The following is a 26,540-nucleotide window of genomic DNA, read 5'->3' as shown; positions in this document are numbered from 1 at the left end:
ACCCGGGCGCGATCACTGATCGCGCCTTACCCAGGCAACACGGGAGCGCTCAATGAGCAAACCGCACATATCCTTCTACAACCTGGCGTGGCGCTGGCACTTTTACGCCGGGTTGTTCGTCGCGCCGTTCATGATCCTGCTGGCGATCACCGGGATCATCTACCTGTTCAAGCCGCAGCTCGACCCATTGCTGTATCGCGACTTGATGGTGGTCGAGGCCGGGCATCACCGACACAACGCCGACAGCCTGCTGCAACAGGTGCAGCAGACTTACCCCAAGGGCCAGGTCAGCCAGTACCTGCCTGCGGTTGCCAGCGACCGCAGTGCGCAGTTCGTGGTGCACAACGCCGGCCGTGAATTGAATGTGTTCATCGATCCTTACAGCGGCCAGCTGCTCGGCGAACAAGACGCGAAAAACAACCTTCAGGCCATTGCCCGCGCCCTGCACGGTGAGCTGATGATCGGCACCACTGGCGATCGCCTGGTGGAACTGGCCGCCGGCTGGGGCGTGGTGCTGGTGGTCTCGGGCCTGTACCTGTGGTGGCCGCGCGGCAAGCGCAGCGCCGGTGTGCTGTGGCCGCGCCTGAACGCCCGTGGCCGCCTGCTGTGGCGCGACCTGCATGCGGTCACAGGCTTCTGGGGCGCGGCGCTGTTGCTGTTGATGCTGCTCAGCGGCATGACCTGGACCGGCTTCTGGGGCAAGCAGTACGCCGACCTGTGGAATCGCTTTCCGGCGGCAATGTGGAACGACGTGCCGAAGTCCGACCAGCAAGCCCGGGCGCTCAACAGCGCCAACCGCCAGACCGTGCCCTGGGCCATGGAAAACACGCCGATGCCGCAATCTGCCGCCCACGCCGAACATGCCGGGCACAGCATGGGCTCCGGCGCCCCGGCAGCGCCGCAGGTCAGCCTGCAACAGATCGAAGAACTGGCCACTACCCGCCGCGTCGAACCTGGCTACAGCATTACCCTGCCAACCAGTGCCGAAGGCGTGTACACCATTGCCGTGTTCGCCGACGACCCGCGCAACGACGCCACCTTGCATGTCGACCAGTACACCGGTCAGGTGCTGGTGGACGTACGCTGGCAGGATTACAGCAACGTCGCCCGCGCCACCGAGCTTGGGGTGATGCTCCACGAAGGCAAGATGTTCGGCACGCTGAACCAGCTTATTGTCCTGCTGATCTGCCTGATGATCCTGCTCGGCTCGGTCAGCGGCCTGGTGATGTGGTGGAAACGCCGCCCCGAAGGTGGCCTCGGTGTACCGCCGCTGCGCCATGACCTGCCGCGCTGGAAGACCGCGACCGTGATCATGCTGATTCTGGGGGCTGCCTTCCCGCTAGTGGGCGGCTCGATGCTGCTGGTGTGGCTGGTGGATCGTTATGCACAACCGCTGGCGCGGACAAATCCGCTAACATGAGCGCCCGTTTTCGATACGGGCCTGTTTTCGGCGACATCGCCCGCAGGCCCGCAGGACCTTGATGAGCACCCTGAGTATCAGCGACCTGCACTGGTCGCCCCTGGGCCACGGCCACTGCCACCACCAGTTCCAGCTGCGCGACGTTGAGCTGCAGGTCGGCGCCGGCGAATTCGTCGGTCTGATTGGCCCCAACGGCAGCGGCAAAACCAGCCTGCTGCGCTGCGCCTACCGTTTCAATAAACCGGAACGCGGCCGGGTGCGCCTGGGCGAGCATGACCTGTGGCAGCAGTCAGCGCGCTGGTGCGCCCAGCGTATCGCCGTGGTGCTGCAGGAGTTCCCCGATGCCTTCGGCCTGAATGTCGAGGAAGTCGTGGCGATGGGCCGCACGCCGCACAAAGGCCTGTTCGACGGCGACAGCCACGAGGATCGCCAGTTGGTGCAACAGGCCTTGCAGGCAGTCGGCCTGCAAGGCTTTGACGATCACACCTTCGCCAGCCTGTCCGGTGGCGAGAAGCAGCGGGTGATCCTCGCCCGGGCCCTGGTCCAGCAGCCGCAGGTGCTGATCCTCGACGAGCCGACCAATCACCTCGACCCGCGTTACCAGCTGGAGCTGCTGCAGCAGGTGCGGCGCCTGGGCATCGGCACCCTGGCGAGCATCCATGACCTGAACCTGGCGGCGGCCTTTTGCGATCGCCTGTACGTGCTCGACCACGGCCGCATCGTCGCCAGCGGCACGCCTGATCAGGTGCTGACCACCGAGTTGCTGCACGAGGTTTTCGGCGTACAAGCGCTGATCGACCGCCACCCTCTGGCTGACCACCCACGCCTTACCTGGATAACCCAGCGATGATTCGATCGACCCTGCTGCTCGGCCTGGCCTTGCTGCTGGCCAGCCCCGGTGCTTTCGCCGAGGCCACCCACTACCCATTGACCGTGCAGAGCTGCAACCGCCAGGTGACCTTCACCAAGGCCCCGGAGCATGCCCTGAGCCACGACATCAACATGACCCAGATGATGCTCGCCCTCGGCCTGCGTTCGCGCATGGTCGGCTACAGCGGTGTCAGCGGCTGGAAGGCAGTAACGCCGCAGCTGCGCAAGCAACTCGACGGCCTGCCGGAACTGGCGGCAAAGTACCCGTCGGTGGAAACCCTGCTCAACGCCAGTGTCGACTTCCTGTTCGCCGGCTGGGACTACGGCATGCGCGTCGGCGGCGACCTCACCCCGCAAAGCCTGGCGCCGCTGGGCATCCCGGTGTACGAGCTGACCGAATCCTGCGCCTTTGTCATGAAGCGCCCGGCTGCCAGCCTCGACGACACCTACACCGACCTGCGCAACCTGGGCAGGATCTTCGACGTGCAGGCGCGCGCCGAGCAGTTGATCGGCGACATGCAAGCGCGCGTTGCCGTGGTCCAGCAGCAACTGCCGGGCGAGCGTCCTCGGGTGTTCCTCTATGACAGCGGCGAAGACCGGGCCATGACTTCCGGACGTCTGGGCATGCCCGAGGCGCTGATCACCGCCGCCGGCGGGCGCAACGTGCTCAATGACATCGAAGCCAGCTGGACCCGGGTCAACTGGGAGAGCGTGGTCGAGCGCAACCCCGAGGTGATCGTCATCGTCGACTATGGCGAAGTCAGCGCCGCGCAGAAGCAGGCGTTCCTCGAACAGCATCCGGCCCTGCAATCGGTGGATGCGATCCGCAACAAGCGCTTCGTGGTCATTCCCTACGTGGCAGCCACGCCGAGCCTTGAGAACGTCGAAGCCATCGAGACCATCGCCAAGAGCCTGCACGGCGCATGAGGTCGGCAAGCTCCCGGCAGCGGCTGTTGCTGCTCGCGCTGTTGGCCCTGCTGCTGGTGTCCTGCGTGGTGTCCCTGGGCTTCGGCTCGGCGCCGGTGCCGGTCGAGGTGGTCTGGCGCGTGCTGTTGTACAAGCTGTTCGGCGTTACCCCCGAGGCACCGGCGTGGACCACGGGCCAGGAACATATCGTCTGGTTGATCCGCGTGCCGCGCATGCTCCTGGCGGCGCTGGTGGGCGGCGGCCTGGCGATGATCGGCGCAGTGCTGCAGGCGGTAACGCGCAACCCGCTGGCTGACCCGCACCTGCTCGGCGTCACTTCCGGGGCAACCCTGGGTGCGGTGCTGGTGGTGCTGCATATCGGCGAATTGCTCGGCGTGCTGACCTTGCCCCTGGCCGCTTTTATCGGCGCGCTGTGCAGCATGCTGCTGGTGCTGGCCATTGCCAGCCGCCACGGCCGCCTGGACAGCGACCGCCTGCTGCTGTGCGGCGTGGCCGTGGCTTTTGTGATGATGGCGGCGGCCAACCTGCTGCTGTTTCTCGGTGACCACCGGGCAAGCTCGGCGGTGATGTTCTGGATGCTCGGCGGCCTGGGCCTGGCGCGCTGGGAGCTGCTGCTGATCCCGGCGATCAGCGTGTTGCTCGGCCTGGCCCTGCTGCTGGGCATGGCCCGCTCGCTGAATGCGCTGATGGCCGGCGAGCAGACCGCCGTGACCCTCGGCCTGAACGCGCGCAAGGTGCGCCTGCTGGCGTTTCTGATCTGCTCACTGCTGACCGGCGTGCTGGTGGCGATCAGCGGCTCGATCGGTTTTGTCGGCCTGATGGTGCCGCACATTGCCCGGAGCCTGGTCGGCGCCGAGCACAGCCGCTTGCTGCCGGTGTGCCTGCTGCTGGGCAGCCTGTTCCTGATCTGGGTCGACGTCGCCGCACGCACGCTGATTTCGCCCGAGGACCTGCCGATCGGCATCGCCACCGCCGCCATTGGCGGCCTGTTCTTTATCGGCCTGATGCGCCGACGTTGACCACGGTCAACACCGCCCGCGCCTTGAGACGTATTGTCGCGCTAGCGCCAGGAAGGCGCGTGTTAGCCTAGCGGCGCACAACAAGACTGAACTCAACGGAATGCCTGCCTATGACCGCGAACCTGCCCCCGCAACACCCCACGCCGGAAAACCATGACCACCTGCAACGCAGCCTGTCCAACCGCCATATCCAGCTGATCGCCATCGGTGGCGCCATCGGTACCGGGCTGTTCATGGGCTCAGGCAAGACCATCAGCCTGGCCGGCCCGTCGATCATCTTCGTCTACATGATCATCGGCTTCATGCTGTTCTTCGTCATGCGCGCCATGGGCGAGTTGCTGCTGTCGAACCTCAACTACAAGTCGTTCATCGATTTTTCCGCCGACCTGCTCGGGCCCTGGGCCGGCTACTTCACCGGCTGGACCTACTGGTTCTGCTGGATCATCACCGGCATCGCCGACGTCATCGCAATCTCGGCCTATTCGCAGTTCTGGTTCCCCGACCTGCCGCAGTGGGCGCCGGCGATTGCCTGTGTCGGCCTGTTGCTGTCGCTGAACCTGATCACGGTGAAGATGTTCGGCGAGATCGAATTCTGGTTCGCCATGATCAAGATCATCGCCATCGTCGCCCTGGTCGGCACCGGCCTGTACATGGTCATGGCCGGCTTCCAGTCGCCGGCCGGACGCACCGCGGACCTTGCCAACCTGTGGAACGACCAGGGCATGTTCCCCCATGGCCTGATGGGCTTCTTTGCCGGTTTCCAGATTGCCGTGTTCGCCTTCGTCGGCATCGAACTGGTGGGCACCACCGCCGCCGAAGCGAAGAATCCGGAGCGCAACCTGCCACGGGCAATCAACTCGATCCCGATCCGCATCATCGTCTTCTACGTGCTGGCGCTGATCACTATCATGGCGGTGACGCCGTGGCGTGACGTGGTGCCGGGCAAGAGCCCGTTCGTGGAGCTGTTCGTGCTCGCCGGCTTGCCGGCGGCGGCCAGCATCATCAACTTCGTGGTACTGACCTCGGCGGCCTCGTCGGCCAACAGCGGCGTGTTTTCCACCAGCCGCATGCTCTTCGGCCTGGCCCAGCAGGGGGATGCGCCCAAGCGTTTCGAGCAGTTGTCCAAGCGCAGCGTACCGGCCAGCGGCCTGCTGTTCTCGTGCACCTGCCTGTTGGCCGGGGCGCTGCTGATGTACGTGATTCCGGACCTGGTCGAAGCCTTCACCCTGGTGACCACGGTGTCGGCGATCCTGTTCATGTTCGTCTGGTCGCTGATTCTGCTGTCGTACCTGAACTACCGCAAACAGCGCGCCGCGCTGCACCAGGCCTCGAAGTACAAGATGCCTGGCGGGCGCTTGATGTGCTGGGTGTGCCTGGCGTTCTTCGCCTTCATCCTGGTGCTGCTGAGCCTTGAGCACGACACCCGCCAGGCGCTGATCGTCACGCCGTTGTGGTTCGTGCTGCTGACCGTGACTTACCAGTTCGTGCGGCGCAATCGCGCGCTGCTGACCGCCAACGCCGACAACTGATCAGTCGAACTTCAAGCCTTCTTGTTCGTACGCCGACGCCGCACGGTCCCACTGCTGTTCCAGTGCGGCGTCGGCTTCGGCTCGTTGCGCCTCGCTCGGGCCGTCGATGAACACACTGCGGCCCTGGCCAAGGCTCAGGCAGGCATTGATGTCACCCCCCCAGATGTAAGGAAGGATAACTAGAAAACTGTCCGATTCGACTTCGGCGTAGTGCGCCAGTTGCCGCAGCGGCGCCAGCAGTTGCAGCATCTCGCCATAATTGTCGGTGAACTCCAGCACGGCGAACGTCCACACCCCGGTCTGCTCATCGTAATGACTGCTGTTGCCCGCAGAAAACTCAACCCAGCCTTCGATCAGATCGCCCAGGCTGCAGGAGGCGGTACGATCCAGGTCCTCGGCGGGGAGTTCGCCCGGGCCGTACGCGTCTTTGCTGTCATACCAGCATTGCCAGTCGTCGAACTGCCGCGGGTTGGCCACCGGCGCGCTCATCGCGGCCTGATAGGCAGCGGGGTTGAGGTTACAGCGAATGTACAGCGACGAAGCTTCCATCGGGTCTTTCCTTGTTCCGTGGGTGAATACTGATCAAACCGAGCTCAGAGAGGCTCAGCCTTCTGCTGCCTTGAGCAGTTCGGCCAGCACGGCATCGGCCTCGGCGCGTTGCGCTGGGGTCGGTGCCTGGGCGAACTGGCTGCGGCCGTTGAGGGTCAGGTAGGCGTTGTCGCCGTCACCCCAGATGTACGAGTAGACCAGCATGAAGCTGTCGGAGTCGGCGGCGCAGTACGGCGCGACACTACGCAGTGGCGCCAGCATGGAGATCATCGCCCCGTAGTTTTCGCTGAACTGCAGCAGGGCGAAGCGCCATACGCCGGCTTTTTCGTCGTACTCGGAGAGCGAGCCGTAACGGCCGCCGCCGGCGATCTGGCTAAGGGTTTCGGCCGGCATCGGCCGCAGGTCGTCTGTATCGACCTTGCCGCCACCGTACATTTCCTTGCTGTCGAACCACTGCTGCCAGTCAGTGAATGCCGCCGCCTCCCCCGGCCGGGCGGCCATCACCGTGGCGTACTGCGCCTTGGTCATGCTGCAACGAAAATACAGCGAGGACGGCTCGCTGGCCTGTACCTGCCCCATCGCGGCCCACATACCGGCCATCACCATCTCTGCACAAGCGAATCTGTTCACTGTCGTCGTCCCTGAACTGCATTTAAAGGCGGCGATGATACCTGCGCGAACCAAAGCTGTGCAGACTCGTTTGCCGCGCACCGGGCACAGCGCCATCACGGTGCAAGCCTGCCTGCCAGCAGCCGCGATTCATCGTGCAAACCCCGCCCCAGAGCGCCTCGCACCACTCGGCACAGCCCTTGCTAACGCTCTTGGGCGAAGTCGCCATCTGCCCAACAGAACATCCGATTCCATGGAGAGAGCACTATGAAGCGTCGCAGTCTGATCAAGGCCTTTACCCTCAGCGCGTCCATCGCGGCAATGGGCCTGAGCTGGAGCATCCAGGCCGCCGAGACCATCAAGGTCGGCATCCTGCATTCGCTGTCGGGGACCATGGCGATTTCCGAGACTTCGCTCAAGGACATGGCCCTGATGACCATCGAACAGATCAACGCCAAGGGCGGGGTCAACGGCAAGCTGCTGGAACCGGTGGTGGTCGACCCGGCCTCGAACTGGCCGCTGTTCGCCGAGAAGGGCCGCCAGCTGCTGACCCAGGACAAGGTCGCGGTGGTGTTCGGCTGCTGGACCTCGGTGTCGCGCAAGTCGGTGCTGCCGGTGTTCGAAGAGCTCAACGGCCTGCTGTTCTACCCGGTGCAGTACGAAGGCGAAGAGATGTCGCCGAACGTCTTCTACACCGGTGCCGCGCCCAACCAGCAGGCGATCCCGGCAGTGGAGTACCTGATGAGCGAAGACGGCGGCGCGGCCAAGCGCTATTTCCTGCTCGGTACCGACTACGTCTACCCGCGCACCACCAACAAGATTTTGCGCGCCTTCCTGCACAGCAAGGGCGTGGCCGACAAGGACATCGAAGAGGTGTACACGCCGTTCGGCCACAGCGATTACCAGACCATCGTCGCCAACATCAAGAAGTTCTCCGCAGGCGGCAAGACTGCGGTCATCTCCACGGTCAACGGCGACTCCAACGTACCGTTCTACAAAGAGCTGGCCAACCAGGGCCTGAAAGCCACCGACGTGCCGGTGGTGGCCTTCTCGGTGGGCGAGGAAGAGCTGCGCGGCATTGACACCAAGCCGCTGGTCGGGCACCTGGCGGCGTGGAACTACTTCGAGTCGGTGGATAACCCGGTCAACAGCCAGTTCGTCGCCGACTGGAAAGCCTACGCCAAGGCCAAGAACCTGCCGGGCGCCGACAAGGCAGTGACCAACGACCCGATGGAGGCCACCTACGTTGGCATCCACATGTGGGCCCAGGCGGTGGAAAAAGCCAAGTCCACCGATGTCGACAAAGTCCGCGAAGCCCTGGCCGGGCAGACCTTCAAGGCGCCATCGGGCTACACCTTGACCATGGACAAGAGCAACCACCACCTGCACAAGCCGGTGATGATCGGCGAGATCCAGGATGACGGCCAGTTCAGCGTGGTCTGGGAAACCGAGCAACCGCTGCGGGCGCAGCCGTGGAGCCCGTTCATTCCGGGTAACGACAAGCGGCCGGATTATGCGGTGAAGGGCAACTGAGCCCATCGCGGGTCAAGTCGAGGCGTCGCACCGCACACCACAAGGAAACCGTCATGTCCAAGGCCCTCCTGTGCCTTTTCCTCAGCCTCCTGCTGTTGCCCCTGACTGCCCAGGCCAGCGACGCAGACTACTTCATCGCCGCCAAGGCCAATGAGCAGGCGCGCCTGCTGCAGGACTGGGCGGCGCAACCGGACCCGGCCCGCCTTGAGCTGCTGAGCGCCCTGCAACAGGGCCGCATCGCCGCCGGCGACAGCCGCAAGCTGCGCCTGAACAACCGCCTGCGCGGGCTGGTGGACAACGCCCTGGCCAGCCACCAGTTGCTCAGCACCGACAGCAGCGTGCGCCTGCCGGCGGCCCAGCAACTGCAAAAAAGCGCGCAGCCGGCCCAGGTCGCCTTCCTCGACCGGCGCTTCGCCACAGAAGCGGATGCCGCCGTGCATGCCGCCCTCGGCCTGGCGCTAGCTAACCTGCAACTGGTCGACAGCGACCCGGCGGTACGCCTGGCCGCCGTACGCCTGCTCGGCGAAACCGGCGACCCCATGGCCCGCACGCGCCTGGAGGCCCTGCTCGAACCCGGTGTCGAAAGCAACGGCGGCGTGCGCACCGCCGCTGAAACCAGCCTGGCCCAGGTCAAGCGCAAGCTGCTGTTCGGCGAGCTGCTGGGCCAGGCCTTCAGCGGCCTGTCGCTGGGCTCGATCCTGTTGCTTGCAGCCCTTGGCCTGGCAATCACCTTCGGCCTGCTCGGGGTGATCAACATGGCCCACGGCGAGATGCTCATGCTCGGCGCCTATGCCACGTACGTAGTGCAGATCCTGGTGCAGCGCTACGCCCCCGGGGCCATCGAGTTCTACCCGCTGATCGCCCTGCCGGTGGCCTTCGCCATCAGCGCCGGGGTCGGCATGCTTCTGGAGCGCACGGTGATCCGCCACCTGTACGGGCGGCCGCTGGAAACCCTGCTGGCGACCTGGGGCATCAGCCTGATCCTGATCCAGGCCATCCGCCTGCTGTTCGGCGCGCAGAACGTCGAAGTGGCCAACCCGGCCTGGCTTTCCGGTGGCCTCCAGGTGCTGCCCAACCTGGTGCTGCCCTACAGCCGCCTGGTGATCATCGCCTTCGCCCTGTTCGTGGTGCTGCTGACCTGGTTGCTGCTCAACCGCACGCGCCTGGGCCTGAACGTGCGCGCGGTCACCCAGAACCGCAACATGGCCGCCTGCTGCGGGGTGCCGACCGGACGTGTGGACATGCTCGCCTTTGGCCTCGGCTCGGGTATCGCCGGGCTTGGCGGCGTGGCCCTGAGCCAGATCGGCAACGTCGGCCCGGACCTGGGCCAGAGCTACATCATCGACTCATTCCTGGTGGTGGTGCTCGGCGGTGTCGGCCAACTGGCCGGCAGCCTCTGGGCGGCCTTCGGCCTGGGCATCGCCAACAAGCTGCTGGAGCCGCAGATTGGTGCGGTGCTCGGCAAGATCCTCATCCTTGCGCTGATCATTCTGTTCATCCAGAAACGCCCGCAAGGCCTCTTCGCGCTCAAGGGACGGGTAATCGACTGATGAACCAGCCTCTGCTTGTAACCGCCAGCCAGAAGGCCGGCCCGCGCTGGACCCTGGCCATCGGCGCCGTTGTGCTGCTGGTGCTGCTGGCCCTGCCGGTGCTGTCGCTGCTGCCCGCCGGGCACAGCCTGCAGGTCTCGGCCTACACCCTGACCCTGGTCGGCAAGATCCTCTGCTACGCCATCGTCGCCCTGGCCCTGGACCTGGTCTGGGGCTACGCCGGCCTGTTGTCGCTGGGCCACGGCCTGTTCTTCGCCCTCGGCGGCTATGCCATGGGCATGTACCTGATGCGCGAAGCGGCCGGTGACGGCTTGCCGGCGTTCATGACCTTCCTGTCGTGGAGCGAACTGCCCTGGTACTGGGCCGGCACCCAGCACTTCGCCTGGGCCCTGTGCCTGGTGGTGCTGGCGCCGGGGTTGCTGGCGCTGGTGTTCGGCTTCTTCGCCTTCCGCTCGCGGATCAAGGGCGTGTACTTCTCGATCATGACCCAGGCCCTGACCTTCGCCGGCATGCTGTTGTTTTTTCGCAACGAAACCGGCTTTGGCGGCAACAACGGCTTCACCAATTTTCGCCGCATCCTCGGCTTTGAAATCACCGCGCAAAGCACCCGCGCGGTGTTGTTCCTGCTTACCGTCGCCTTGCTGGTTGCCAGCCTGTACCTGGGCTGGCGCCTGGCCCGAAGCAAGTTCGGCCGGGTCCTGACCGCCCTGCGCGATGCCGAGAACCGCCTGATGTTCTGCGGTTACGACCCGCGCGGCTTCAAGCTGTTCGTCTGGGTCTTGAGCGCGGTGCTGTGCGGCCTGGCCGGGGCCTTGTACGTGCCGCAAGTGGGCATCATCAACCCCAGCGAGATGTCGCCGACCAACTCCATCGAAGCCGCGGTCTGGGTAGCCCTGGGCGGGCGCGGCACGCTGATCGGGCCGCTGCTGGGCGCCGGGCTGGTCAACGGCATGAAGAGCTGGTTCACCGTGGCTTTCCCCGAGTACTGGCTGTTCTGCCTCGGTGCGCTATTCATCCTGGTGACCCTGTACCTGCCACGGGGCGTGGTCGGTCTGCTGAAGAAAAGGGGCGAACAATGAGAGCCATCCCGCTAGCGCCGGTGCACCCGGAATTCATGCTTGAACCGATCCTCGACGCCGGCAGCGGCCGCGATGCCATCGGCCTTGGCCAGCGCCGCGGTGAGGGCCTGGACGTGCGTCACGGCACGGTGCTGACCCTGGAAGACATCAACGTCAGCTTCGACGGCTTCAAGGCGCTCAACAGCCTCAACCTGTACATCGGCGTCGGTGAACTGCGCTGCATCATCGGCCCCAACGGCGCCGGCAAGACTACGCTGATGGACGTGATCACCGGCAAGACCCGGCCCACCAGCGGCAAGGCCTGGTTCGGCGACACCCTGGACCTGACGCGCATGAGCGAAGTGCAAATTGCCCAGGCCGGAATCGGCCGCAAGTTCCAGAAGCCGACAGTGTTCGAGGCCCTGAGCGTGTTCGAGAACCTGGAACTGGCGCAAAAGGCCGACAAGTCGGTGCTGGCCAGCCTGGTTGCACGCTTGAGCGGCGAGCAGCGCGACCGTATCGACGAGATTCTGCAGACCATTCGCCTGAGCGGCTCGGCCCAACGCCAGGCCGGGTTGCTCTCCCATGGCCAGAAGCAGTTCCTTGAGATCGGCATGCTGCTGATGCAGGACCCGCAATTGCTGCTGCTCGATGAACCGGTGGCGGGCATGACCGACGCCGAAACCGAATTCACTGCCGAGTTGTTCAAGCGCCTGGCTGGCAAACATTCGCTGATGGTAGTCGAGCACGACATGGGCTTTGTCGGCAGCATCGCCGACCACGTCACCGTGCTGCACCAGGGCAGCGTGCTGGCCGAGGGCTCACTGGAGCAGGTGCAGACGGATGAGCGGGTGATCGAGGTTTATCTGGGGCGATGAGGCCAACAAAGGACAACAACATGCTGAAAATCGACTCCCTGCACCAATACTACGGCGGCAGCCACATCCTGCGCGGCCTGTCGTTCGAGGCCAAGGTCGGCGAGGTGACCTGCCTGCTCGGGCGCAACGGCGTCGGCAAGACTACCCTGCTGCGCTGCCTGATGGGTCTGCTGCCCATCCGCGAAGGCAGCGTGCACTGGGAAGGCCAGGCGATCACCGCGCTCAAGCCCCACCAGCGGGTGCACGCCGGCATCGCCTACGTGCCCCAGGGCCGGGAGATCTTCCCGCGCCTGACCGTCGAGGAGAACCTGCTGATGGGCCTGTCGCGTTTCGGCGCCAGCCAGGCCAGGAGCGTGCCGTCGTTCATCTACGAGCTGTTCCCGGTGCTGGAGCAGATGAAGCAGCGCCGTGGCGGCGACCTCTCCGGTGGTCAGCAACAACAGCTGGCCATCGGCCGGGCCCTGGCCAGCCAGCCGCGGCTGCTGATCCTCGACGAGCCCACCGAGGGCATCCAGCCTTCGGTAATCAAGGAAATCGGCGCGGTGATCGGCACGCTGGCTGCCCGTGGCGACATGGCAATCCTGCTGGTCGAGCAGTTCTACGACTTTGCCGCCGAGCTTGCCGACCAGTACCTGGTGATGTCGCGCGGCGAAATCGTCCAGGCCGGGCGTGGCGAAAATATGGAGGCCGAGGGTGTGCGCGGCCTGGTAACCATTTAACCTGAGCCGATCACCGTGTCCCTGTTCGAGATCCTGCCATGACTTACCTGCTGCGCGATGCTGTGCCTGCCGACCTGCCAGGCATTCGCGATATTTACAACGATGCCGTGCTCAACACTACGGCGATCTGGAACGAGCAAGCGGTGGACCTCGCCAACCGCCAGGCCTGGTTCGACACCCGCCAGGCCCAGGGCTACCCTATCCTGGTGGCGGTGGACGCCGGCGAGCAGGTACTGGGCTATGCTTCGTTTGGCGACTGGCGACCGTTCGAAGGCTTTCGCCATACCGTCGAGCACTCGGTGTACATCCGCAGCGACCAGCGCGGCAACGGCCTGGGCCCCGGGCTGATGCAAGCGTTGATCGAACGGGCCCGCGCCTGCAACAAGCACGTGATGGTCGCCGCCATCGAAAGCGGCAACGCCGCCTCTATTCGCCTGCACCAGCGCCTGGGCTTCACCCTCAACGGGCAGATGCCCCAGGTCGGGGTGAAGTTTGGCCGCTGGCTGGACCTGACCTTCATGCAGTTGATCCTCAACCCCGATGCCCCGCCCCCGACAAAGGAGTGACACCTGTGAATGCTGCGCAGCTCAACCGTGTGACCCATGAAAGCTTTGCCTATTACCACGACGGCCTGGTGGCGTTGCTGCTCGACGCCGTGCAACACGGCGCCTCGGTGGGGTTTCTGGCGGATATCGATGTGCAGCAGGCCGAGCGCTACTTCGAAGAGGTGCGTCAGCGCCTGGTCAGCGGTGAGCTGTTGCTGTGGGTGGTGGGCAAGGACAAGGAAGTGCTGGGCAGCGTGCAGTTGGGGCTATGCCTGAAACCCAACGGTTTGAACCGCGCCGAAGTGCAAAAGCTGCTGGTGCACAGCGCGGCACGGCGCCGCGGCCTTGGCCAGCAACTGATGCAGGCCCTGGAACTGGCGGCGCGGCAAAAGCAGCGCGGCATGCTCTATCTGGATACCGAGGCCGGCTCGGGGGCCGAGGTTTTTTATCGATCGCTGGGCTACAGCAAGGCGGGCGAGATTCCGGATTACGCCTGTGGCCCGGATAGGGTCTATCGGGCGACGGCGTTGTACTACAAATTGCTCTAGGTCTTCAGGGCCAATCGCCGGCAAGGCCGGCCACAGGGTACTGCATGCACAGGGCCAGTGTGGGAGCCGGCCTTGCCGGCGATCGGCCGCGCAGCGTACGCAATGAAATCAGCCCTGCACAAACCGCCCCAGGCGTTGCCTGAGCATGCTGTTCTCGCTGCGCAGTTGCTGCACTTCCTCCAGCAGCTCCAGCGCCAGTGCCACCCCTTCCCACTCAAGCTCAAGATCGTGATGCAGCTTGGCCGCGCGCTTGGCCAGCACCGGCGCCTGATCGTCAAACAGCCAGTCTTCCGGCGTTCGCCCGGAAGGCTCGACAATGCCGTGTTCGACGATTTCGATCACGTAGGCCGCCGGCAGATCGGCTTCCTGACAGAGGGTCTGCATGTCCAGTTGAACGATCAGGGTACTGCTCATGATCAGCTACTCCATTGTGTCCTCGGGTTGAACGCGGCCTTCTCCGACAGCTTGGTCCACAGCTCACGGGCAGCGGCATCGGACTGGCTCGGCATCACCACTTTCAATTGCGCATACAGGTCGCCACGCTGGCCCTGCTTGTTGCTCAGGCCCATGCCCTTGATCCGCAGGCGCTGACCGTTCTGGCTGTCCGGACGGATGGTCAGGTTGACCTTGCCGGTCAGGGTCGGCATTTCTACCTTGGTGCCCAGCGCGGCCTCCCACGGTGCCAGGGGCACGGTGATGATCAGGTCATGACCTTCGACATCGAACAGCGGGTGCGGTGCCATGCGAATGGTCAGGAACAGGTCGCCATTGGCGCCGCCACCGACGCCCGGGGCGCCCTGGCCCTTGAGGCGGATTTTCTCGCCGTCGCTGACGCCGGCCGGGATCTTCACGTTCAGGGTCTTGGTGGTAAAGCCCGTGCGCTGGCCGCTGGCGTTGTGCTGCGGCACCTGAAAGCTGATCTGCTTGGACTCGCTGGACAGGGTTTCCTCAAGGAAAATCGCCAGTTCCATTTCCACGTCCTGCCCCCGCCGTCCGGCACTGCGTTGCTGGCCGCGGCCAAAAGGATTGCCGTTGCCACCGCGCGAACCGAAGATCGAGCTGAAGAAATCGGAAAAATCGCCACCGTCGCCGAAACCCTCGGCACCTGCCGAACCACGGCTTTGCCAGCCTGGCGGGCCCTGGAACGGCCGGCCATGCTGGCCGTACTTGCGCAGCTCGTCGTACTCGGCGCGTTTTTCCGGGCTGCTCAGGGCTTCATAGGCCTCGTTGGCCTCCTTGAATTTCTCCTCGGCGTCACGCTCTTTGCTGACGTCCGGGTGATACTTGCGCGCAAGCTTGCGGTAGGCGGTCTTGATCGCCTTGTCATCCGCAGTGGGCTCAACGCCAAGAATCTTGTAATAGTCTTTGAAGTCCATCTAAGGAATCACCATGGGTTAATCGAATGCTTGTGTAGATTGGGGTCAAGCATAGCCTTTCAAGGTGCCCATGGGTTTGCCGCAAAGCAGATAATCGGTCTTGATTCTGCTGACGGCTGGCATAAACTGCGCGGCCGTTTTTCCCCCGGAAGTACAACCCATGAGTGACGCATCCCCGGCCCGTGCCTGCGGCATCGACTTTGGCACCTCCAACTCCACCGTCGGCTGGCACCGCCCGGGCGTGGAGTCGTTGATCGCCCTGGAAGACGGCAAGATCACCCTGCCGTCGGTGGTGTTCTTCAACATCGAGGAGCGCCGCCCGGTGTATGGCCGCCTGGCCCTGCACGAATACCTCGAAGGCTATGAAGGCCGCCTGATGCGCTCGCTCAAGAGCCTGCTGGGTTCCAAGCTGATCAAGCACGACACCAGCGTGCTGGGCACCGCACTGCCGTTCAAGGACCTGCTGGGGATGTTCATCGGCGAGCTGAAAAAGCGCGCCGAGGCCAATGCCGGCCGCGCCTTCGACGAAGTGGTGCTGGGCCGCCCGGTGCATTTCGTCGATGACGACCAGGCCGCCGACCAGGAAGCCGAGGACACCCTGGCCGAAGTCGCGAAGAAGATCGGCTTCAAGGAAGTCTCGTTCCAGTACGAACCGATTGCCGCCGCGTTCGACTACGAGTCGAACATCCAGGGCGAAGAACTGGTGCTGATCGTCGACATCGGCGGTGGTACCTCGGACTTCTCCCTGGTGCGCCTGGCCCCTGAACGGCACATGCTCGATGACCGCCAGCAGGACATCCTCGCCACCGGCGGCGTGCACATCGGCGGTACCGACTTCGACAAGCAACTGAGCCTGCAGGGCGTGATGCCGCTGTTCGGCTACGGCAGCCGGATGAAAAGCGGTGCCTTCATGCCCACCAGCCACCACATGAACCTGGCCACCTGGCACACCATCAACTCGGTGTACTCGCAAAAATCCCAGCTGGCCCTGGGCAGCATGCGCTACGACATCGAAGACACCGACGGCATCGACCGCCTGTTCAAGCTGATCGAACAGCGCGCCGGGCACTGGCTGGCAATGGAAGTGGAAGAAACCAAGATCGAACTGACCCACAACGACCGCCGCCTGGTCGACCTCAAGCGGGTCCAGCCGGGGCTCAGCGTCGAACTGACCCGGGCGCTGTTCGAAGAGTCGATCGACAACCTGCTCGAGCGCGTGCGCGGCAGCGTCAGCGAGTTGCTGGCCAAGGCTGGCGTGGGTGTGGCACAGGTCGATACAGTGTTCTTCACCGGCGGCTCCAGCGGCATCCCGGCGTTGCGCCAGAGCGTGGCGGCGATGCTGCCCAATGCCCGGCATGTCGAAGGCAACATCTTTGGCAGCATTGGCAGCGGCTTGGCGATCGAGGCGCGCAAGCGTTACGGTTGAGATAGCCGGGGCCGCGTTGCGGCCCTTTCGCCGGCAACGCCGGCTCCCACAAAGTATTGCTGCACACTATCCCTGTGGGAGCCGGCGTTGCCGGCGATAGCCTTCAGATCACACCAGCTCTTGCTGGCGCAACTCACTCTTCAAATAGGCGTAATAGATCGGCCCGGCCACCACCCCCGGCAGCCCGAACGCCGCCTCGCACACCAGCATCGCCAGCAGCAATTCCCACGACTTGGCACTGATCTGCCCGCCAACGATCCGCGCGTTGAGGAAGTACTCGACCTTGTGGATAACGATCAGGTAACCCAACGCCGCCATCGCCACCCAGATCGATAACGACAAGCCGACGATGGTGATCAGGGTGTTGGACATCAGGTTGCCGATCACCGGCAGCAGGCCAAGCAGGAAGGTCAGCACGATCAGGGTCTTGGTCAGCGGCAGGTGCACGCCGAACAGTGGCAGCACCACGGCGAGAAAGATGCCGGTGAAGAAGGTGTTGAGCAGGGAAATCTTGATCTGCGCAAAGACGATGTTGCGAAACGCCTGTACCAGCAGCGCCAGGCGGTTAAACAGCGCCGCCGCCAGGGGCTTGCGCTTGGAGATATCGGGGATGCGCTGCAGGGCGACGATGGCACCGAGGATCATGCCGATCAGCAAGGTGACGAACATGTGCGCCGCGCCCTTGCCCACCAGTTGCAATTCGCCCAGGTGGGTCTTGAGCCATTCGCCGATGGCCACCTTGAACTCCGAGGCACTGGCCGGCAGGTAGGCGTCGATGAACGGCGGCAGTTGCCCGCGCGCCTGGTCGACCAGGAGCATGAACTTGTCCAGCGATGCCCCGGGGTTCTCCGCTTCGTGCAGAAGGAAACTGATGGCGCCGGCAAACAGCAGGGTCAAGGTGCTGACCACCAGGGTACCCAGCAACGCCACCGCCAGCCAGCGTGCCCGTTGGCCGGATATCAGGTGCTGCAGCTTGGGCGTGAGCATGTTGACCAGTTCGAACACCAGCAGCCCGGCCAGCAGGCTCGGCAACAACTTGAGCGGCAACACCAGCAACAGGCCGGTGAAGACGATGATCCAACTGGCCAGGGTGATCTGGCGCTGAGTAAAGGTCATACAACCTCGAAAGGCGACGGCATGGAAAACCGGCAGTCTGCCAGCCTTCGCCCGGCAGGCATAGTGGCACGCAGCGGCGTTGCGGCTGGTAATGCCGCCCTGATGTTTCTATGATTGCCGCCCCCAATGGAATGGCGGCGCCGCGCTGGCGCATTCGCAGGCAGGCGAAACAGGAATCCCTCTGTGCCTTCCCATCTTCCAGGCACAGAGTTCAAAACCATGCGCAAACTGCTTGTCCTGCTTCCCCTGTTGCTGCTTGGCGGCTGTTCGGAAGACTTCGCCACCCTGCATTTCGCGCAGCCGGTCAGCGCCTACTATGGCGACCTCAGACAGCAATACGGCGATGACCTGTACCAGGCCATTCTGAGGCTTGGTATCGACCCGAAGGACATCGAGGTCGAACTCGACAATGACCACCACCAGGACTTGCTCATCAGCGTCTCGCGCTCGCTCGATGCCGGTAAGCGTCAGGCCCTGCGCGAGTTGTTCGACGAAATCCCCCGGGCCCGAGCGGCCACGTCCTGGGAAGTCGACGTCACCCTTGAACCGCAGTCACTGGAGCCCCAGTACCAGGTCTGGCGCGAGGCGCTGGAAAAGATCAAGGGTCCGGTCACCCTCGAGATCAAGCTTGGCAGCCGTATCGAAGCGCTTTCCACCGCCACCCTCATGGACAGCATCCAGGCCGCCGAGAACAAGAGCGAAGTGTCGAGCATCATCACCTGCCACGTGCTGGCCGAAGTCTCGCGCGGGCCATTCAAGCTCAGGTCGATCGTGCAGCTCGAGGAAGGCCCGTCGGAACGTGCGCAGGTGGTCATCGAGTACGGTCAGATGCGTTACGCCACGGTGCCTGCACAGTTCGATTTCAAGGACCCGGTCCTGAAGGAGCGAATCCGCAACGGTCAGATCAAGGCCTGGCAAGCCGAACGGACGCTGCAGCGCAATCCGTACGGCCCGTTCGAGATGGCCTTCGAAATCGGCTCACTGGGCAAGCAGAGCGTTAACCTTTACTCAGGCACCGACCAGCGCATCAGCATGCTCCAGAGCGACTGCCGGGAGCTGGCCGACCACCCCGGCCGGCCGTTCTCGCTGTTTATCGGCCAGGGCCTGGACCGGCTCGAGTCGGTGACTTACGCCAACTGACGCAGGTTACTTTTTCTTCAGGCAGTCGCTCATGTACGCCTTGCGCTCATCACCCTTGAGCGCCTTGGTGGTGGCGTCGGCGTTGCAGGTTTTCATTTTGTCCTGCTGGGTCGCAGGCTTGGCTTTCAGGCAGGTGCTCATGAACGCCTTGCGCTCGTCGCCCTTGAGCGCCTTGGTGGTGGCATCGGCGTTACAGGTTTTCATTTTCTCCTGTTGCGCCGTGGCGGCAAATCCTTGGGAACACATCAGCAAACCGAGCAACAGCAACGGCACACGCACCATCTTCATGGCGTTTTCTCCTGGTCGCTGCGCACCACGCGCAGCCTTGGCCGAAGTGTAGACAAATATTCTTACAAACCTCCAGCGCGAGCCTGCCGCCGGTATTGCTCCGGGGTGCAATGGGCCTGGCGCTGGAACATGGCGATGAACGCCGAGGCGCTGCTGTAGCCCAGGTCGAAGGCAATCTGTTGGGTCGGCAGATTTTGCTCCAGTGCTTCGATAGCACGCAGAAAGCGCAAACGCAGGCGCCATTCGCCAAAGCTCATGCCCAGCTCGCGAATGAACTGCCGGGCCAGGGTGCGTTCGCTGACATGCACACTGGCAGCCCAATAGCCGAGCGGGCGATTGTCGCCAGGCTCGGCGTGCAGCGCCTGCAACACCTCACTCAAACCGGCGCTGCGCGCGTACGGCAGGTAACAGGTCTGGGCCGGGGCTCGGCGCAGTTGGTCGACCAGCACCTGGGCCAGGCGCTGGTCGGCTGGGTCTTGCGGCACCTTGACGTCACGGGCGGCAAAATCTCCGAGTATGGCTTTGAGTATGTCGCTGATCACCAAGGTGCAAGGCTCGCCTGGCAGCCCTTCGCACACCTCGCGATCCAGATACACCGAGCGATAGACGATGGCCTGGGGGTTGTAGCAACTGTGCTCGGTGTCGGGCGGCACCCACACCGCATAGTGCGGCGGCGAGATGAAGCGCTGGTCGTCGATCTCCAGGTGCATGATGCCGTGGGCCGCATAGTTGAGCTGGCCCCAGGCATGCCGGTGGGCGGCGCTGTGGGTGTCGGCGCCGAATTCGTCGTAGCGAAAGTACACCGGGGCCGGCAAGGCCTCCAATTGCGGGATGTTCAGGTACTTTATCGCCATGCTGTCTGGATCTATGCGCAGGTTGTCTGGATACAAGTATAAGCAACGGGACAGACAGGTGGATAATAGCCGCCTGTATCCTCAAGAGTTCCCGTTTCATGAATTATGCGTTTCCGTTGCTGGCAATCTTCATCTGGGCCGGCAATACCGTGGTCACCAAGATGTCCGCCGGGGCAATCTTCCCGGCCGAGATCGGTTTCTATCGCTGGTTGCTGGCCGGCCTGCTGTTTACACCTTTCCTGCTGCGGCCGGTGCTACGTAACTGGGCGGCCATCAGCCCGAACCTGGGCAAGATCTTCATCCTTGGCGTGCTCGGCATGGCCGTGTACCAGAGCCTGGCCTACTTCGCCGCCGCCATCACCAGCGCCACCAACATGGGCATCATCCTTTCGCTGATGCCGTTGATGTCCCTGGCCCTGGCGATCATCAGCCTCGGCCAGCGCCTGACCATCGGCGCCCTGATTGGCGCCGTGGTGTCGTTCGTGGGTGTGCTGGTGGTGGTCTCGGCCGGTGATCTGGCGGTGCTGGTCCAACACGGGGTGAATGGCGGCGATGCACTGATGCTGATCGCCACCCTGGCCTATGCGGTGTACAGCACCCTGCTGAAAAAGTGGCAGCTGCGCATCCCGCCGCTGCAACTGCTGTACCTGCAGGTGCTGGTGGCGATCATCGTGCTGTTTCCACTGTTCGTGCTCTCGCCCAAGACCGGCCTGGGCGCAGGCAATATCGGCCTGGTGATCTATGCCTGCGTTCTGGCCTCGATGATTGCGCCGCTGGCCTGGATGCAGGCGGTCAGCCGCCTCGGCCCGAGCCGCACGACGCTGTTCTTCAACCTGCTGCCGGCAGTCACGGCGGTGATTGCCGCCATGGTGCTGGGCGAGCAACTGGCCCTCTATCACCTGGTCGGCGGGGTGCTGACCCTGGTCGGGGTGATCCTCGCCGAACGCTGGAAAACACCCCTGCGCCGCCGCGTTACAGCCCCGCAGCCTTGAGCCTGGCAGCGTGCTCGGTGAACAGCCGCACCGGCTCCGCGCCCTTGCCCACCGCCCCTAGCGACTGATTGACGATGTCCAGGTGATCGAGCGGATAGTCATCGCCGATCACCTGGCCCAAGTGCGAACTGAAGCGCCCGACCATGCCGTCGCACTGGCCCTTTTCCCGCACAAAGGTGCGGGCGAACAGGCGGCAAAAGCGGTTGCTGCCATCCAGGCGGTTGAGGCCTCGATCGGTAACGCCCGGCTGCAAGGTGCCGGACCAGGAGTAGTAACGCACACCATTGACCTGGGCCGGCCCCTCCCCGCCCCAGGTCGTCGGCAGGCCCTGTGGATAAGCCTGGTTGAAGCGCGCCACACCGGCACTGGTGAGCGACTGGTGCGAGGCGTGCACGTCGATCGGCAGTTTCGGCCCGCGCCAGCCGGTTTCCAGCCAGCCCATCAACACCGCCAACCCATGCAGCATGGCTTTGAGCACACGGCCACGAGCGGAGTGAGCGGGGTAATAGTCATGCAGGTGATCGGCCAGCTCCGAGCCGTGATTGGGCCCGGCAATCGAGGTGACCGACGCCACCCATTCCGGTCGTTTGGCCGCCGCATAACGCGCGGTCAGAGCGCCCTGGCTGTGGCCGAGCAGGTTGACCTTGTCGGCGCCGGTACGCTGGCGGATATCGGCAATGATCAGCAGCAACTGCTCGCCGCGCACCTCGCAGGAGTTCAGCGGCGACACCTGCACGGCAAACACCTGGGCCCCGCCCCGGCGCAACGCCGAAACGATCCCGAACCAGTAGGGATACAGCAGCAAGCGGACAAACCCGAGCATACCCGGCACCAGCACCAGTGGATAACGCGTGGCGAGCCCTTGGGCCATGGCTGCATTCCCCGTTCCGTGGACAGTCGGCCAACCCTACAGGCAATTCGATGGCAATCGCAATCGAACTCCCGCCGCTCGCTGGGGTTCCAAGCCAATAGACCCTCAGCAAGGAGCTCAACCATGTACAAACAGACCCTGGCCATTCTGCTGACCACCGCCACCCTGGCCGCCTGCGGCAGCCGTCCGGAGAACCCGGTGGACTACGTCACTTACCACGAAGAACCGCTGGTCAAGCAGGTCGAGAACGGCATGACCATGCAGCGGGTGATTGCCATTGGCGGCAGCCCATCGACAGTGATCGACCTGCCGCATGGCGGAACCTGCAACAACTACATCCTCAACCGTGACGGCAAGCAGCAGGCCTACTACGTGCGCTTCGACGCCACCGGCCATGTCGACGCCAAGGGTTTCAAGACCTGCGAACAACGCCAGGTCGATGACGATGCCGTCGAGAAGGCCAAGGCCAAGCTATAAAACTTTTCCGCGTGCCTGGGACTCACAGCTTAAGTAACCAGCGCGCCGACAGAGCGTGAAGATCTATCCGTTTTCAGCCTGGAGATGATGATGAGCAACGTTGAACTGACCGATGTTAAAACCTTGCGCGAACGCGCCCGCCAGCATGTCGAGCAGGGTGCGGTGACCGAAGGCTACAGCGCCGACCGGGAGAAAATCCTGCGCCTGCTCAACGAGTCGCTGGCCACCGAGTGGGTCTGCGCCCTGCGCTACAAGCGCCACTACTACATGGCCAGCGGGATCAAGGCCAGTGTCGCCGCTGACGAGTTCCTCGAGCACGCCACCCAGGAGCTGGAGCATGCCGACAAACTGGCCGAGCGCATTGTCCAGCTGGGCGGCGAGCCGGACCTGAACCCGGATAACCTGAGCAAGAACTCCCATGCCCAGTACGTCGCCGGCAACAACCTCAAGGAAATGGTCCTGGAAGACCTGATCGCCGAGCGGATCGCCATCGACAGCTATCGCGAGATCATCCAGTACATCGGCGAAAGCGACCCGACCACCCGGCGCATTTTCGAAGATATCCTGGCCCAGGAAGAAGAGCACGCCGACGACATGGCGGATTTGCTCCAAGGCCTCTGATCCCCTCCTGCCAAAGGGCCGCGCCGCGGCCCATCGCTGACCTGTGGGAGCTGGCCTTGCCAGCGATGGGCCGCAAAGCGGCCCCGCCCCACACATTTACCCCGCCTTCACCGCCCGCGGTGCCTTGCCAGCCTTCATCTGCTCCAGCAACGGTGTGCATTGATTGGGCACATCGCCACTCGGTGCAATCAACGCCAGCAAGCCGGCTGCCGGGCCGGCAACCACGCCCAACGCCACCATCCCCGCGCCCCGTAGCGCCAGCGGCAGCGCCTGCACGCCGGCACTGGGTTTGGCAAACGGTCCGCGCACATACAGCGGCGAACGCAGCGAGAACAGACGCACGCCTTTGGACTCCGGATTGATCTTCAGGTCCAACTGCTCGCTGGCAAAGTTGGCTGTGCCATCGATGTAGATGATCGCGTTCTCGGTATCGAAGACGAACACCCGGGTCGTGGCCAAACCGTCCTTGATGCCGAAATCGGCGGCCGCGCAGTTGATCTTCACTTCCTTGTCGCCAAACAGCTTGCCGACCACATAGTTGCCGACGTTGAGCCCGGCGATTTCCATCAAGCCACGGCTGATAGCCCCGTCATTGATGAGCATCTTCAGGTCGCCATTGGCGGTGGCCAGCAGGGCTGCGACCGAGTTGCCGCGCCCGCTGAGGTCGGCGTCGCCATTGAGCTCGCCGAAGCTGGTTTTCATCGGCTCGAAGGTCGGGAACAGTTGCTTGAGCTTGAAGTTGCGCGCACTCAGTTGCGCCCGTCCCTGCAGCGGCACGCTACGGCCATCGAGGCGTACCTGGGCGTCGAGCTTGCCGCCGGCGATGCCAAAGCGCAGCGGCTCCAGGCGTAGCACACCGTCATCAAGGACAAAGTGGCTGGACAGGTCAGTGAACGGCAGCTCGGCACTGTGCACGATGCGCTTGCCGCTGAAGGTCACGTCGGCGTCCATGGTCCGCCAGCGTTCGGTGCGAAACTCCTCGACCGGCAGCACCTTGCCTGCCGGTTGCTTGCTGGCACCGCCGCGGGCTTTCTGCTGGGCATTGGAGTCGGCGCCGATCAGCGGCGCCAGGTCCTTGAACAGCAACTGGTTGGAAACCAGCTTGCCGGTCAGCTTCGGCCGTGGCTGGCTGGCGACGAACGCCAGGTCACCGTGGATATCGCTGTCGCCGATCTTGCCGTTGAAGCCTTCGTAGCGAAACACCGCGCCGCCGGGTTCATGCAGCTTGGCGGTCAGATGACCGTCGGTGGCGTAGGGCGGCGAATCAGGCAGGGTCACGTCGGTCAGCGGATACAGGTTAGCGAGGCTCGCGCCCGACAGGCGCAGGCGCAGGTCGAGGGCACCGAGGTTGCGTGGGTCGGTGAGGGTGCCGGCCACGGCGATGCGGGTATCGCCAATGACCATGTCTGCCTGTAGCGGGAACGGTTGCGAAGCATCCTGCAAGGCCAGCAAACCGCCGATCTTGCCGGTACCGGTCAGCGCCTGGCCTTTGTAGCGGCCCTTGACCTTGAGGCCGAAGGCGTAGTCCTGGGCGGCACCGGCCTTCTGCGCTGAAGCCTTGCCGACGATGTCGCTGAACGGGATCGGCTTGCCCAGCGGGTCGATGAGCACGTCCAGACGGGTTTTCAGGGTCTGGTCATCAAGACTGACCTGGCCCTTGTCGAAGCCGATGGCGCCGATGTCCAACACCCACTTCGACGGTTCTGCCTGCTCGTCCTTGGGGCCGAAGTCGAAAGTCCAGTTGGCGCGGCCATCGGCCAGGCGCTTGAGGCTGGCGGTCGGCTGGTTGAGGTCGATGCGCGGAATGACAATTTGCTGCAGCAGCAACGGCAGCGGCGCCAGGCGGAACTCGACGCGCTTGAGGCCGACCATCTGCGGCTCCTTGAGCCAGTCCGGGTTGCCCAGGGTCAGGTCTTCGGCGATGAAGTGCGGCCACGGCAGCCAGGCGCGCCAGCCGCCCTGCTCAGGCTCGCGCTGCCAGCGCACCGCCAGGTTGCCGTTGATGGCGAAGGGCCGGTGCAGCGCTTCGGAGACCTTGGCATTAAGGGTGGGCTTGACCCGGTTCCAGTCGAAGGTAGCGATGACGATCACCAGGATCGCCAGCACCAGCAGCAGGCTGGCGAGGGTCCAGGTGATGATTTTGGCGGGGCGCGTCATTGCACGATTCTCCTGATGACTGCATGGCAAAAAGCGGGCGCGTTGATGGCACTTATCTGTTCGGACTGATGAAACGCCGAGGGGTTTAATCGATTGGCCATGATAACCAGGTTTTTTCTGACCTTTTTCTCAACTTTTGTCGATCGTTACCTTACCCAAAGGCTGCGGTAACGCTCTCGACGCCGTAGTTGACCGCGCCGTAAGCTACGGTCTAGAGCGGCTGCTGCAAAGCATCAATTGCGTTGATTGTTACCATTATCTTTATGAACTTTTATCTGGCGTTTCCCGGCGTAGCATTGGCTCCGTACCCACTTTCCAGCCCCGTCGAGGAGCACCGAATCATGAAACGCCAATTACTGCTAAGCCTGTCCCTGTCCATCCTGGCCGCCAACGCCTTTGCCGTTCCTGCCGCCGACCAGGCCCTGACCGCCGAATCGCGTTCGAGCTCGACGGTCATCTCGCAGCCGCTGAACCCGCTGGCCGAAGGTGGCTCGGATCGCCTGATCGACCGTAACAACCGCGTTGCCGAAGGTGGCTCCGATCGCCTGCTGGAACGCAACAACCGCGTTGCCGAAGGCGGTGCTGATCGCCTGAAGCAGTATTACAAAGTAGCCGAAGGTGGTTCTGACCGTTTGAAAGCACGCTTCGAGGTCGCAGAAGGTGGCTCTGATCGCCTGATCGAAAACCAACGCGCGAGCTGAAGCCTATGCCAGACAACAAGACACACCAGCGCTGTAGCAGCTCCCCTCCCAGCCCGGTCCATTGACCGGGCTTTGTTTTTCCGGCGCCAGGCTATTAGAGTGCAGGGCTGTTTCACTGCCTGCCGATACTTGCCATGCTGCCGCGCGCCGAACAAAAGCAACAGACCCGCCACGCCCTGCTGGATGCTGCCCGCCACCTGATGGAAAGCGGTCGAGGCTTCGGCAGCATCAGCCTGCGCGAAGTGGCAAAAACCGCAGGCATCGTCCCTACCGGCTTTTACCGGCACTTTTCCGACATGGACCAACTGGGCCTGGCCCTGGTCAATGAAGTGGGCGAAACCTTTCGCCAGACCATCCGCCTGGTGCGCCAGAACGAGTTCGAGCTGGGCGGCATCACCGATGCCTCGGTGCGGATCTTTCTCGACGTGGTGGCGGCCAACCGCGCCCAGTTCCTGTTCCTCGCCCGCGAGCAATACGGCGGTTCGCAGCCGGTGCGCCAGGCCATCGGCACCCTGCGCCAGGGCATCAGCTCGGACCTGGCCACCGACCTTGCGCGCATGCCGCGCTGGCAACACCTGGACGCCGCCGCCCTGGCGGTGATGGCCGACCTGGTGGTGAAAACCGTGTTTGCCACCTTGCCGGAGCTGATCGACGAGCCGAGCGAGCCTGCCGGGGAACCGATCAGCGCCCAGGAGAAGATCACCCAGCAGCTGCGCTTCATCTTTGTTGGTGCCAAGCACTGGCAGGGGCTCAGTACGCTGTAGGCA

General features: G+C 63.8%; 28 protein-coding genes. 19 read left to right on the top strand and 9 right to left on the bottom strand.

The features are described 5' to 3' along the window. Nucleotides 1-52 precede the first annotated feature (52 nt). The 5 genes from ABIE20_RS21815 (at nucleotide 53) to cycA (ending at nucleotide 5,765) form a co-directional block, all read left to right on the top strand. Nucleotides 53-1,420 carry a PepSY-associated TM helix domain-containing protein gene (locus ABIE20_RS21815; RefSeq protein ID WP_429507255.1) on the top strand — a complete coding sequence of 456 codons (1,368 nt, stop codon included), beginning with the start codon at nucleotides 53-55 and terminating at the stop codon, nucleotides 1,418-1,420. A gap of 61 nt (nucleotides 1,421-1,481) precedes the next feature. Continuing rightward, a complete protein-coding gene (locus ABIE20_RS21810; RefSeq protein WP_429507253.1) occupies nucleotides 1,482-2,270 on the top strand; it encodes an ABC transporter ATP-binding protein in 789 nt (262 codons plus the stop codon). Continuing rightward, on the top strand, nucleotides 2,267-3,217 hold the full coding sequence (locus ABIE20_RS21805; protein ID WP_429507252.1) for an ABC transporter substrate-binding protein: 951 nt from the start codon (nucleotides 2,267-2,269) through the stop codon (nucleotides 3,215-3,217). The genes ABIE20_RS21810 and ABIE20_RS21805 overlap by 4 nt, the downstream gene beginning before the upstream one ends. Then, the gene (locus tag ABIE20_RS21800) at nucleotides 3,214-4,236 is read left to right on the top strand and encodes a FecCD family ABC transporter permease (protein WP_429507250.1); all 1,023 of its coding nucleotides are present in this window, start codon (nucleotides 3,214-3,216) and stop codon (nucleotides 4,234-4,236) included. The genes ABIE20_RS21805 and ABIE20_RS21800 overlap by 4 nt, the downstream gene beginning before the upstream one ends. A gap of 110 nt (nucleotides 4,237-4,346) precedes the next feature. Beyond that, nucleotides 4,347-5,765 (top strand): D-serine/D-alanine/glycine transporter, encoded by a 1,419-nt coding sequence (cycA, locus tag ABIE20_RS21795; protein ID WP_045196950.1) that lies wholly within the window; start codon nucleotides 4,347-4,349, stop codon nucleotides 5,763-5,765. Here the strand turns inward: cycA and ABIE20_RS21790 are convergent, their stop codons facing one another. Together ABIE20_RS21790 and ABIE20_RS21785 are read right to left on the bottom strand one after the other, a co-directional pair. Further along, nucleotides 5,766-6,314 (bottom strand): hypothetical protein, encoded by a 549-nt coding sequence (locus ABIE20_RS21790; protein ID WP_429507249.1) that lies wholly within the window; start codon nucleotides 6,312-6,314, stop codon nucleotides 5,766-5,768. Between the two features lie 54 nt (nucleotides 6,315-6,368). Then, nucleotides 6,369-6,944, bottom strand: a complete 576-nt coding sequence (locus ABIE20_RS21785) for a hypothetical protein (RefSeq protein WP_429507248.1) — start codon at nucleotides 6,942-6,944, stop codon at nucleotides 6,369-6,371. A gap of 246 nt (nucleotides 6,945-7,190) precedes the next feature. Between ABIE20_RS21785 and urtA the strand changes: the two genes are divergently transcribed. Genes urtA through ABIE20_RS21750 form a run of 7 tightly spaced genes read left to right on the top strand, consistent with a single transcriptional unit; the run spans nucleotide 7,191 to nucleotide 13,754 of the window. Beyond that, the gene (gene urtA, locus ABIE20_RS21780; RefSeq protein WP_195885576.1) at nucleotides 7,191-8,456 is read left to right on the top strand and encodes an urea ABC transporter substrate-binding protein; all 1,266 of its coding nucleotides are present in this window, start codon (nucleotides 7,191-7,193) and stop codon (nucleotides 8,454-8,456) included. A gap of 53 nt (nucleotides 8,457-8,509) precedes the next feature. After that, nucleotides 8,510-10,006: an urea ABC transporter permease subunit UrtB gene (gene urtB / locus ABIE20_RS21775; RefSeq protein ID WP_429507246.1), complete on the top strand. Its 1,497-nt coding sequence runs from the start codon at nucleotides 8,510-8,512 to the stop codon at nucleotides 10,004-10,006. Then, complete coding sequence (gene urtC, locus ABIE20_RS21770; RefSeq protein WP_429507245.1) at nucleotides 10,006-11,085, top strand: urea ABC transporter permease subunit UrtC; 1,080 nt, start codon at nucleotides 10,006-10,008, stop codon at nucleotides 11,083-11,085. The genes urtB and urtC overlap by 1 nt, the downstream gene beginning before the upstream one ends. Next, nucleotides 11,082-11,942, top strand: coding sequence for an urea ABC transporter ATP-binding protein UrtD (gene urtD / locus ABIE20_RS21765; RefSeq protein ID WP_429507244.1), 861 nt, complete (start codon nucleotides 11,082-11,084; stop codon nucleotides 11,940-11,942). Before urtC ends, urtD begins: the two co-directional genes overlap by 4 nt. 20 nt (nucleotides 11,943-11,962) lie before the next feature. After that, the gene (gene urtE / locus ABIE20_RS21760) at nucleotides 11,963-12,661 is read left to right on the top strand and encodes an urea ABC transporter ATP-binding subunit UrtE (protein ID WP_429507242.1); all 699 of its coding nucleotides are present in this window, start codon (nucleotides 11,963-11,965) and stop codon (nucleotides 12,659-12,661) included. 38 nt (nucleotides 12,662-12,699) lie between these two features. Continuing rightward, on the top strand, nucleotides 12,700-13,227 hold the full coding sequence (locus tag ABIE20_RS21755) for an N-acetyltransferase family protein (RefSeq protein ID WP_429507241.1): 528 nt from the start codon (nucleotides 12,700-12,702) through the stop codon (nucleotides 13,225-13,227). A gap of 5 nt (nucleotides 13,228-13,232) precedes the next feature. Then, nucleotides 13,233-13,754, top strand: coding sequence for an N-acetyltransferase family protein (locus ABIE20_RS21750; protein ID WP_429507239.1), 522 nt, complete (start codon nucleotides 13,233-13,235; stop codon nucleotides 13,752-13,754). Nucleotides 13,755-13,862: 108 nt separating this feature from the next. Here the strand turns inward: ABIE20_RS21750 and ABIE20_RS21745 are convergent, their stop codons facing one another. Together ABIE20_RS21745 and cbpA are read right to left on the bottom strand one after the other, a co-directional pair. Further along, nucleotides 13,863-14,168: a chaperone modulator CbpM gene (locus ABIE20_RS21745; protein ID WP_038997409.1), complete on the bottom strand. Its 306-nt coding sequence runs from the start codon at nucleotides 14,166-14,168 to the stop codon at nucleotides 13,863-13,865. A 2-nt stretch (nucleotides 14,169-14,170) separates the two neighbouring features. Beyond that, entirely contained in the window at nucleotides 14,171-15,130 is a 960-nt protein-coding gene (cbpA, locus tag ABIE20_RS21740; RefSeq protein WP_429507237.1) for a curved DNA-binding protein, read from the bottom strand. Between the two features lie 160 nt (nucleotides 15,131-15,290). Here cbpA and ABIE20_RS21735 point away from each other — a divergent pair, with 160 nt between their 5' ends. Next, nucleotides 15,291-16,556 carry an Hsp70 family protein gene (locus ABIE20_RS21735; RefSeq protein ID WP_429507235.1) on the top strand — a complete coding sequence of 422 codons (1,266 nt, stop codon included), beginning with the start codon at nucleotides 15,291-15,293 and terminating at the stop codon, nucleotides 16,554-16,556. Between the two features lie 108 nt (nucleotides 16,557-16,664). Here ABIE20_RS21735 and ABIE20_RS21730 read toward each other — a convergent pair whose 3' ends face one another. Beyond that, nucleotides 16,665-17,672 (bottom strand): AI-2E family transporter, encoded by a 1,008-nt coding sequence (locus ABIE20_RS21730; RefSeq protein ID WP_038997412.1) that lies wholly within the window; start codon nucleotides 17,670-17,672, stop codon nucleotides 16,665-16,667. A 219-nt stretch (nucleotides 17,673-17,891) separates the two neighbouring features. Here ABIE20_RS21730 and ABIE20_RS21725 point away from each other — a divergent pair, with 219 nt between their 5' ends. Next, the gene (locus ABIE20_RS21725; protein WP_429507233.1) at nucleotides 17,892-18,812 is read left to right on the top strand and encodes a hypothetical protein; all 921 of its coding nucleotides are present in this window, start codon (nucleotides 17,892-17,894) and stop codon (nucleotides 18,810-18,812) included. A gap of 6 nt (nucleotides 18,813-18,818) precedes the next feature. Here ABIE20_RS21725 and ABIE20_RS21720 read toward each other — a convergent pair whose 3' ends face one another. Together ABIE20_RS21720 and ABIE20_RS21715 are read right to left on the bottom strand one after the other, a co-directional pair. Next, nucleotides 18,819-19,100 (bottom strand): PsiF family protein, encoded by a 282-nt coding sequence (locus tag ABIE20_RS21720; RefSeq protein ID WP_045196923.1) that lies wholly within the window; start codon nucleotides 19,098-19,100, stop codon nucleotides 18,819-18,821. A 62-nt stretch (nucleotides 19,101-19,162) separates the two neighbouring features. Continuing rightward, nucleotides 19,163-19,954, bottom strand: a complete 792-nt coding sequence (locus ABIE20_RS21715; RefSeq protein ID WP_429507231.1) for an AraC family transcriptional regulator — start codon at nucleotides 19,952-19,954, stop codon at nucleotides 19,163-19,165. 98 nt (nucleotides 19,955-20,052) lie between these two features. Here ABIE20_RS21715 and ABIE20_RS21710 point away from each other — a divergent pair, with 98 nt between their 5' ends. Beyond that, the gene (locus ABIE20_RS21710) at nucleotides 20,053-20,946 is read left to right on the top strand and encodes a DMT family transporter (protein ID WP_429507230.1); all 894 of its coding nucleotides are present in this window, start codon (nucleotides 20,053-20,055) and stop codon (nucleotides 20,944-20,946) included. On the opposite strand, the gene ABIE20_RS21705 is transcribed toward ABIE20_RS21710, so the two are convergent. Further along, nucleotides 20,927-21,817 (bottom strand): alpha/beta fold hydrolase, encoded by an 891-nt coding sequence (locus ABIE20_RS21705; protein WP_429507229.1) that lies wholly within the window; start codon nucleotides 21,815-21,817, stop codon nucleotides 20,927-20,929. The two genes, ABIE20_RS21710 and ABIE20_RS21705, sit on opposite strands and share 20 nt — an antisense overlap. 123 nt (nucleotides 21,818-21,940) lie before the next feature. On the opposite strand from ABIE20_RS21705, the gene osmE reads away from it, so the two are divergent. Together osmE and ABIE20_RS21695 are read left to right on the top strand one after the other, a co-directional pair. Continuing rightward, nucleotides 21,941-22,294: an osmotically-inducible lipoprotein OsmE gene (osmE, locus tag ABIE20_RS21700; RefSeq protein WP_429507227.1), complete on the top strand. Its 354-nt coding sequence runs from the start codon at nucleotides 21,941-21,943 to the stop codon at nucleotides 22,292-22,294. 90 nt (nucleotides 22,295-22,384) lie between these two features. Beyond that, the gene (locus ABIE20_RS21695; RefSeq protein WP_123564970.1) at nucleotides 22,385-22,915 is read left to right on the top strand and encodes a ferritin-like domain-containing protein; all 531 of its coding nucleotides are present in this window, start codon (nucleotides 22,385-22,387) and stop codon (nucleotides 22,913-22,915) included. 96 nt (nucleotides 22,916-23,011) lie between these two features. Here ABIE20_RS21695 and ABIE20_RS21690 read toward each other — a convergent pair whose 3' ends face one another. After that, nucleotides 23,012-25,072 carry an AsmA family protein gene (locus tag ABIE20_RS21690; protein ID WP_429507224.1) on the bottom strand — a complete coding sequence of 687 codons (2,061 nt, stop codon included), beginning with the start codon at nucleotides 25,070-25,072 and terminating at the stop codon, nucleotides 23,012-23,014. Between the two features lie 341 nt (nucleotides 25,073-25,413). Between ABIE20_RS21690 and ABIE20_RS21685 the strand changes: the two genes are divergently transcribed. Continuing rightward, nucleotides 25,414-25,773 (top strand): hypothetical protein, encoded by a 360-nt coding sequence (locus ABIE20_RS21685; RefSeq protein WP_429507223.1) that lies wholly within the window; start codon nucleotides 25,414-25,416, stop codon nucleotides 25,771-25,773. Nucleotides 25,774-25,907: 134 nt separating this feature from the next. Next, nucleotides 25,908-26,537: a TetR family transcriptional regulator gene (locus ABIE20_RS21680; protein ID WP_038997422.1), complete on the top strand. Its 630-nt coding sequence runs from the start codon at nucleotides 25,908-25,910 to the stop codon at nucleotides 26,535-26,537. Nucleotides 26,538-26,540 lie beyond the last annotated feature (3 nt).

Origin of the sequence: Pseudomonas sp. 2835 (genome assembly GCF_050435905.1) — a bacterium.
GTDB lineage: Bacteria > Pseudomonadota > Gammaproteobacteria > Pseudomonadales > Pseudomonadaceae > Aquipseudomonas.
This window is presented reverse-complemented; position numbering and strand designations above follow the sequence as displayed.

Excerpts from the sequence above, each read along its gene's own strand:
- ABIE20_RS21815 (WP_429507255.1), top strand. The coding sequence starts at position 53 with ATGAGCAAACCGCACATATCCTTCTACAACCTGGCGTGGCGCTGGCAC.
- ABIE20_RS21810 (WP_429507253.1), top strand. The coding sequence starts at position 1,482 with ATGAGCACCCTGAGTATCAGCGACCTGCACTGGTCGCCCCTGGGCCAC.
- ABIE20_RS21805 (WP_429507252.1), top strand. The coding sequence starts at position 2,267 with ATGATTCGATCGACCCTGCTGCTCGGCCTGGCCTTGCTGCTGGCCAGC.
- ABIE20_RS21800 (WP_429507250.1), top strand. The coding sequence starts at position 3,214 with ATGAGGTCGGCAAGCTCCCGGCAGCGGCTGTTGCTGCTCGCGCTGTTG.
- cycA (WP_045196950.1), top strand. The coding sequence starts at position 4,347 with ATGACCGCGAACCTGCCCCCGCAACACCCCACGCCGGAAAACCATGAC.
- ABIE20_RS21790 (WP_429507249.1), bottom strand. The coding sequence starts at position 6,314 with ATGGAAGCTTCGTCGCTGTACATTCGCTGTAACCTCAACCCCGCTGCC.
- urtA (WP_195885576.1), top strand. The coding sequence starts at position 7,191 with ATGAAGCGTCGCAGTCTGATCAAGGCCTTTACCCTCAGCGCGTCCATC.
- urtB (WP_429507246.1), top strand. The coding sequence starts at position 8,510 with ATGTCCAAGGCCCTCCTGTGCCTTTTCCTCAGCCTCCTGCTGTTGCCC.
- urtC (WP_429507245.1), top strand. The coding sequence starts at position 10,006 with ATGAACCAGCCTCTGCTTGTAACCGCCAGCCAGAAGGCCGGCCCGCGC.
- urtD (WP_429507244.1), top strand. The coding sequence starts at position 11,082 with ATGAGAGCCATCCCGCTAGCGCCGGTGCACCCGGAATTCATGCTTGAA.
- urtE (WP_429507242.1), top strand. The coding sequence starts at position 11,963 with ATGCTGAAAATCGACTCCCTGCACCAATACTACGGCGGCAGCCACATC.
- ABIE20_RS21755 (WP_429507241.1), top strand. The coding sequence starts at position 12,700 with ATGACTTACCTGCTGCGCGATGCTGTGCCTGCCGACCTGCCAGGCATT.
- ABIE20_RS21745 (WP_038997409.1), bottom strand. The coding sequence starts at position 14,168 with ATGAGCAGTACCCTGATCGTTCAACTGGACATGCAGACCCTCTGTCAG.
- cbpA (WP_429507237.1), bottom strand. The coding sequence starts at position 15,130 with ATGGACTTCAAAGACTATTACAAGATTCTTGGCGTTGAGCCCACTGCG.
- ABIE20_RS21735 (WP_429507235.1), top strand. The coding sequence starts at position 15,291 with ATGAGTGACGCATCCCCGGCCCGTGCCTGCGGCATCGACTTTGGCACC.
- ABIE20_RS21730 (WP_038997412.1), bottom strand. The coding sequence starts at position 17,672 with ATGACCTTTACTCAGCGCCAGATCACCCTGGCCAGTTGGATCATCGTC.
- ABIE20_RS21725 (WP_429507233.1), top strand. The coding sequence starts at position 17,892 with ATGCGCAAACTGCTTGTCCTGCTTCCCCTGTTGCTGCTTGGCGGCTGT.
- ABIE20_RS21720 (WP_045196923.1), bottom strand. The coding sequence starts at position 19,100 with ATGAAGATGGTGCGTGTGCCGTTGCTGTTGCTCGGTTTGCTGATGTGT.
- ABIE20_RS21715 (WP_429507231.1), bottom strand. The coding sequence starts at position 19,954 with ATGGCGATAAAGTACCTGAACATCCCGCAATTGGAGGCCTTGCCGGCC.
- ABIE20_RS21710 (WP_429507230.1), top strand. The coding sequence starts at position 20,053 with ATGAATTATGCGTTTCCGTTGCTGGCAATCTTCATCTGGGCCGGCAAT.
- ABIE20_RS21705 (WP_429507229.1), bottom strand. The coding sequence starts at position 21,817 with ATGGCCCAAGGGCTCGCCACGCGTTATCCACTGGTGCTGGTGCCGGGT.
- osmE (WP_429507227.1), top strand. The coding sequence starts at position 21,941 with ATGTACAAACAGACCCTGGCCATTCTGCTGACCACCGCCACCCTGGCC.
- ABIE20_RS21695 (WP_123564970.1), top strand. The coding sequence starts at position 22,385 with ATGAGCAACGTTGAACTGACCGATGTTAAAACCTTGCGCGAACGCGCC.
- ABIE20_RS21690 (WP_429507224.1), bottom strand. The coding sequence starts at position 25,072 with ATGACGCGCCCCGCCAAAATCATCACCTGGACCCTCGCCAGCCTGCTG.
- ABIE20_RS21685 (WP_429507223.1), top strand. The coding sequence starts at position 25,414 with ATGAAACGCCAATTACTGCTAAGCCTGTCCCTGTCCATCCTGGCCGCC.
- ABIE20_RS21680 (WP_038997422.1), top strand. The coding sequence starts at position 25,908 with ATGCTGCCGCGCGCCGAACAAAAGCAACAGACCCGCCACGCCCTGCTG.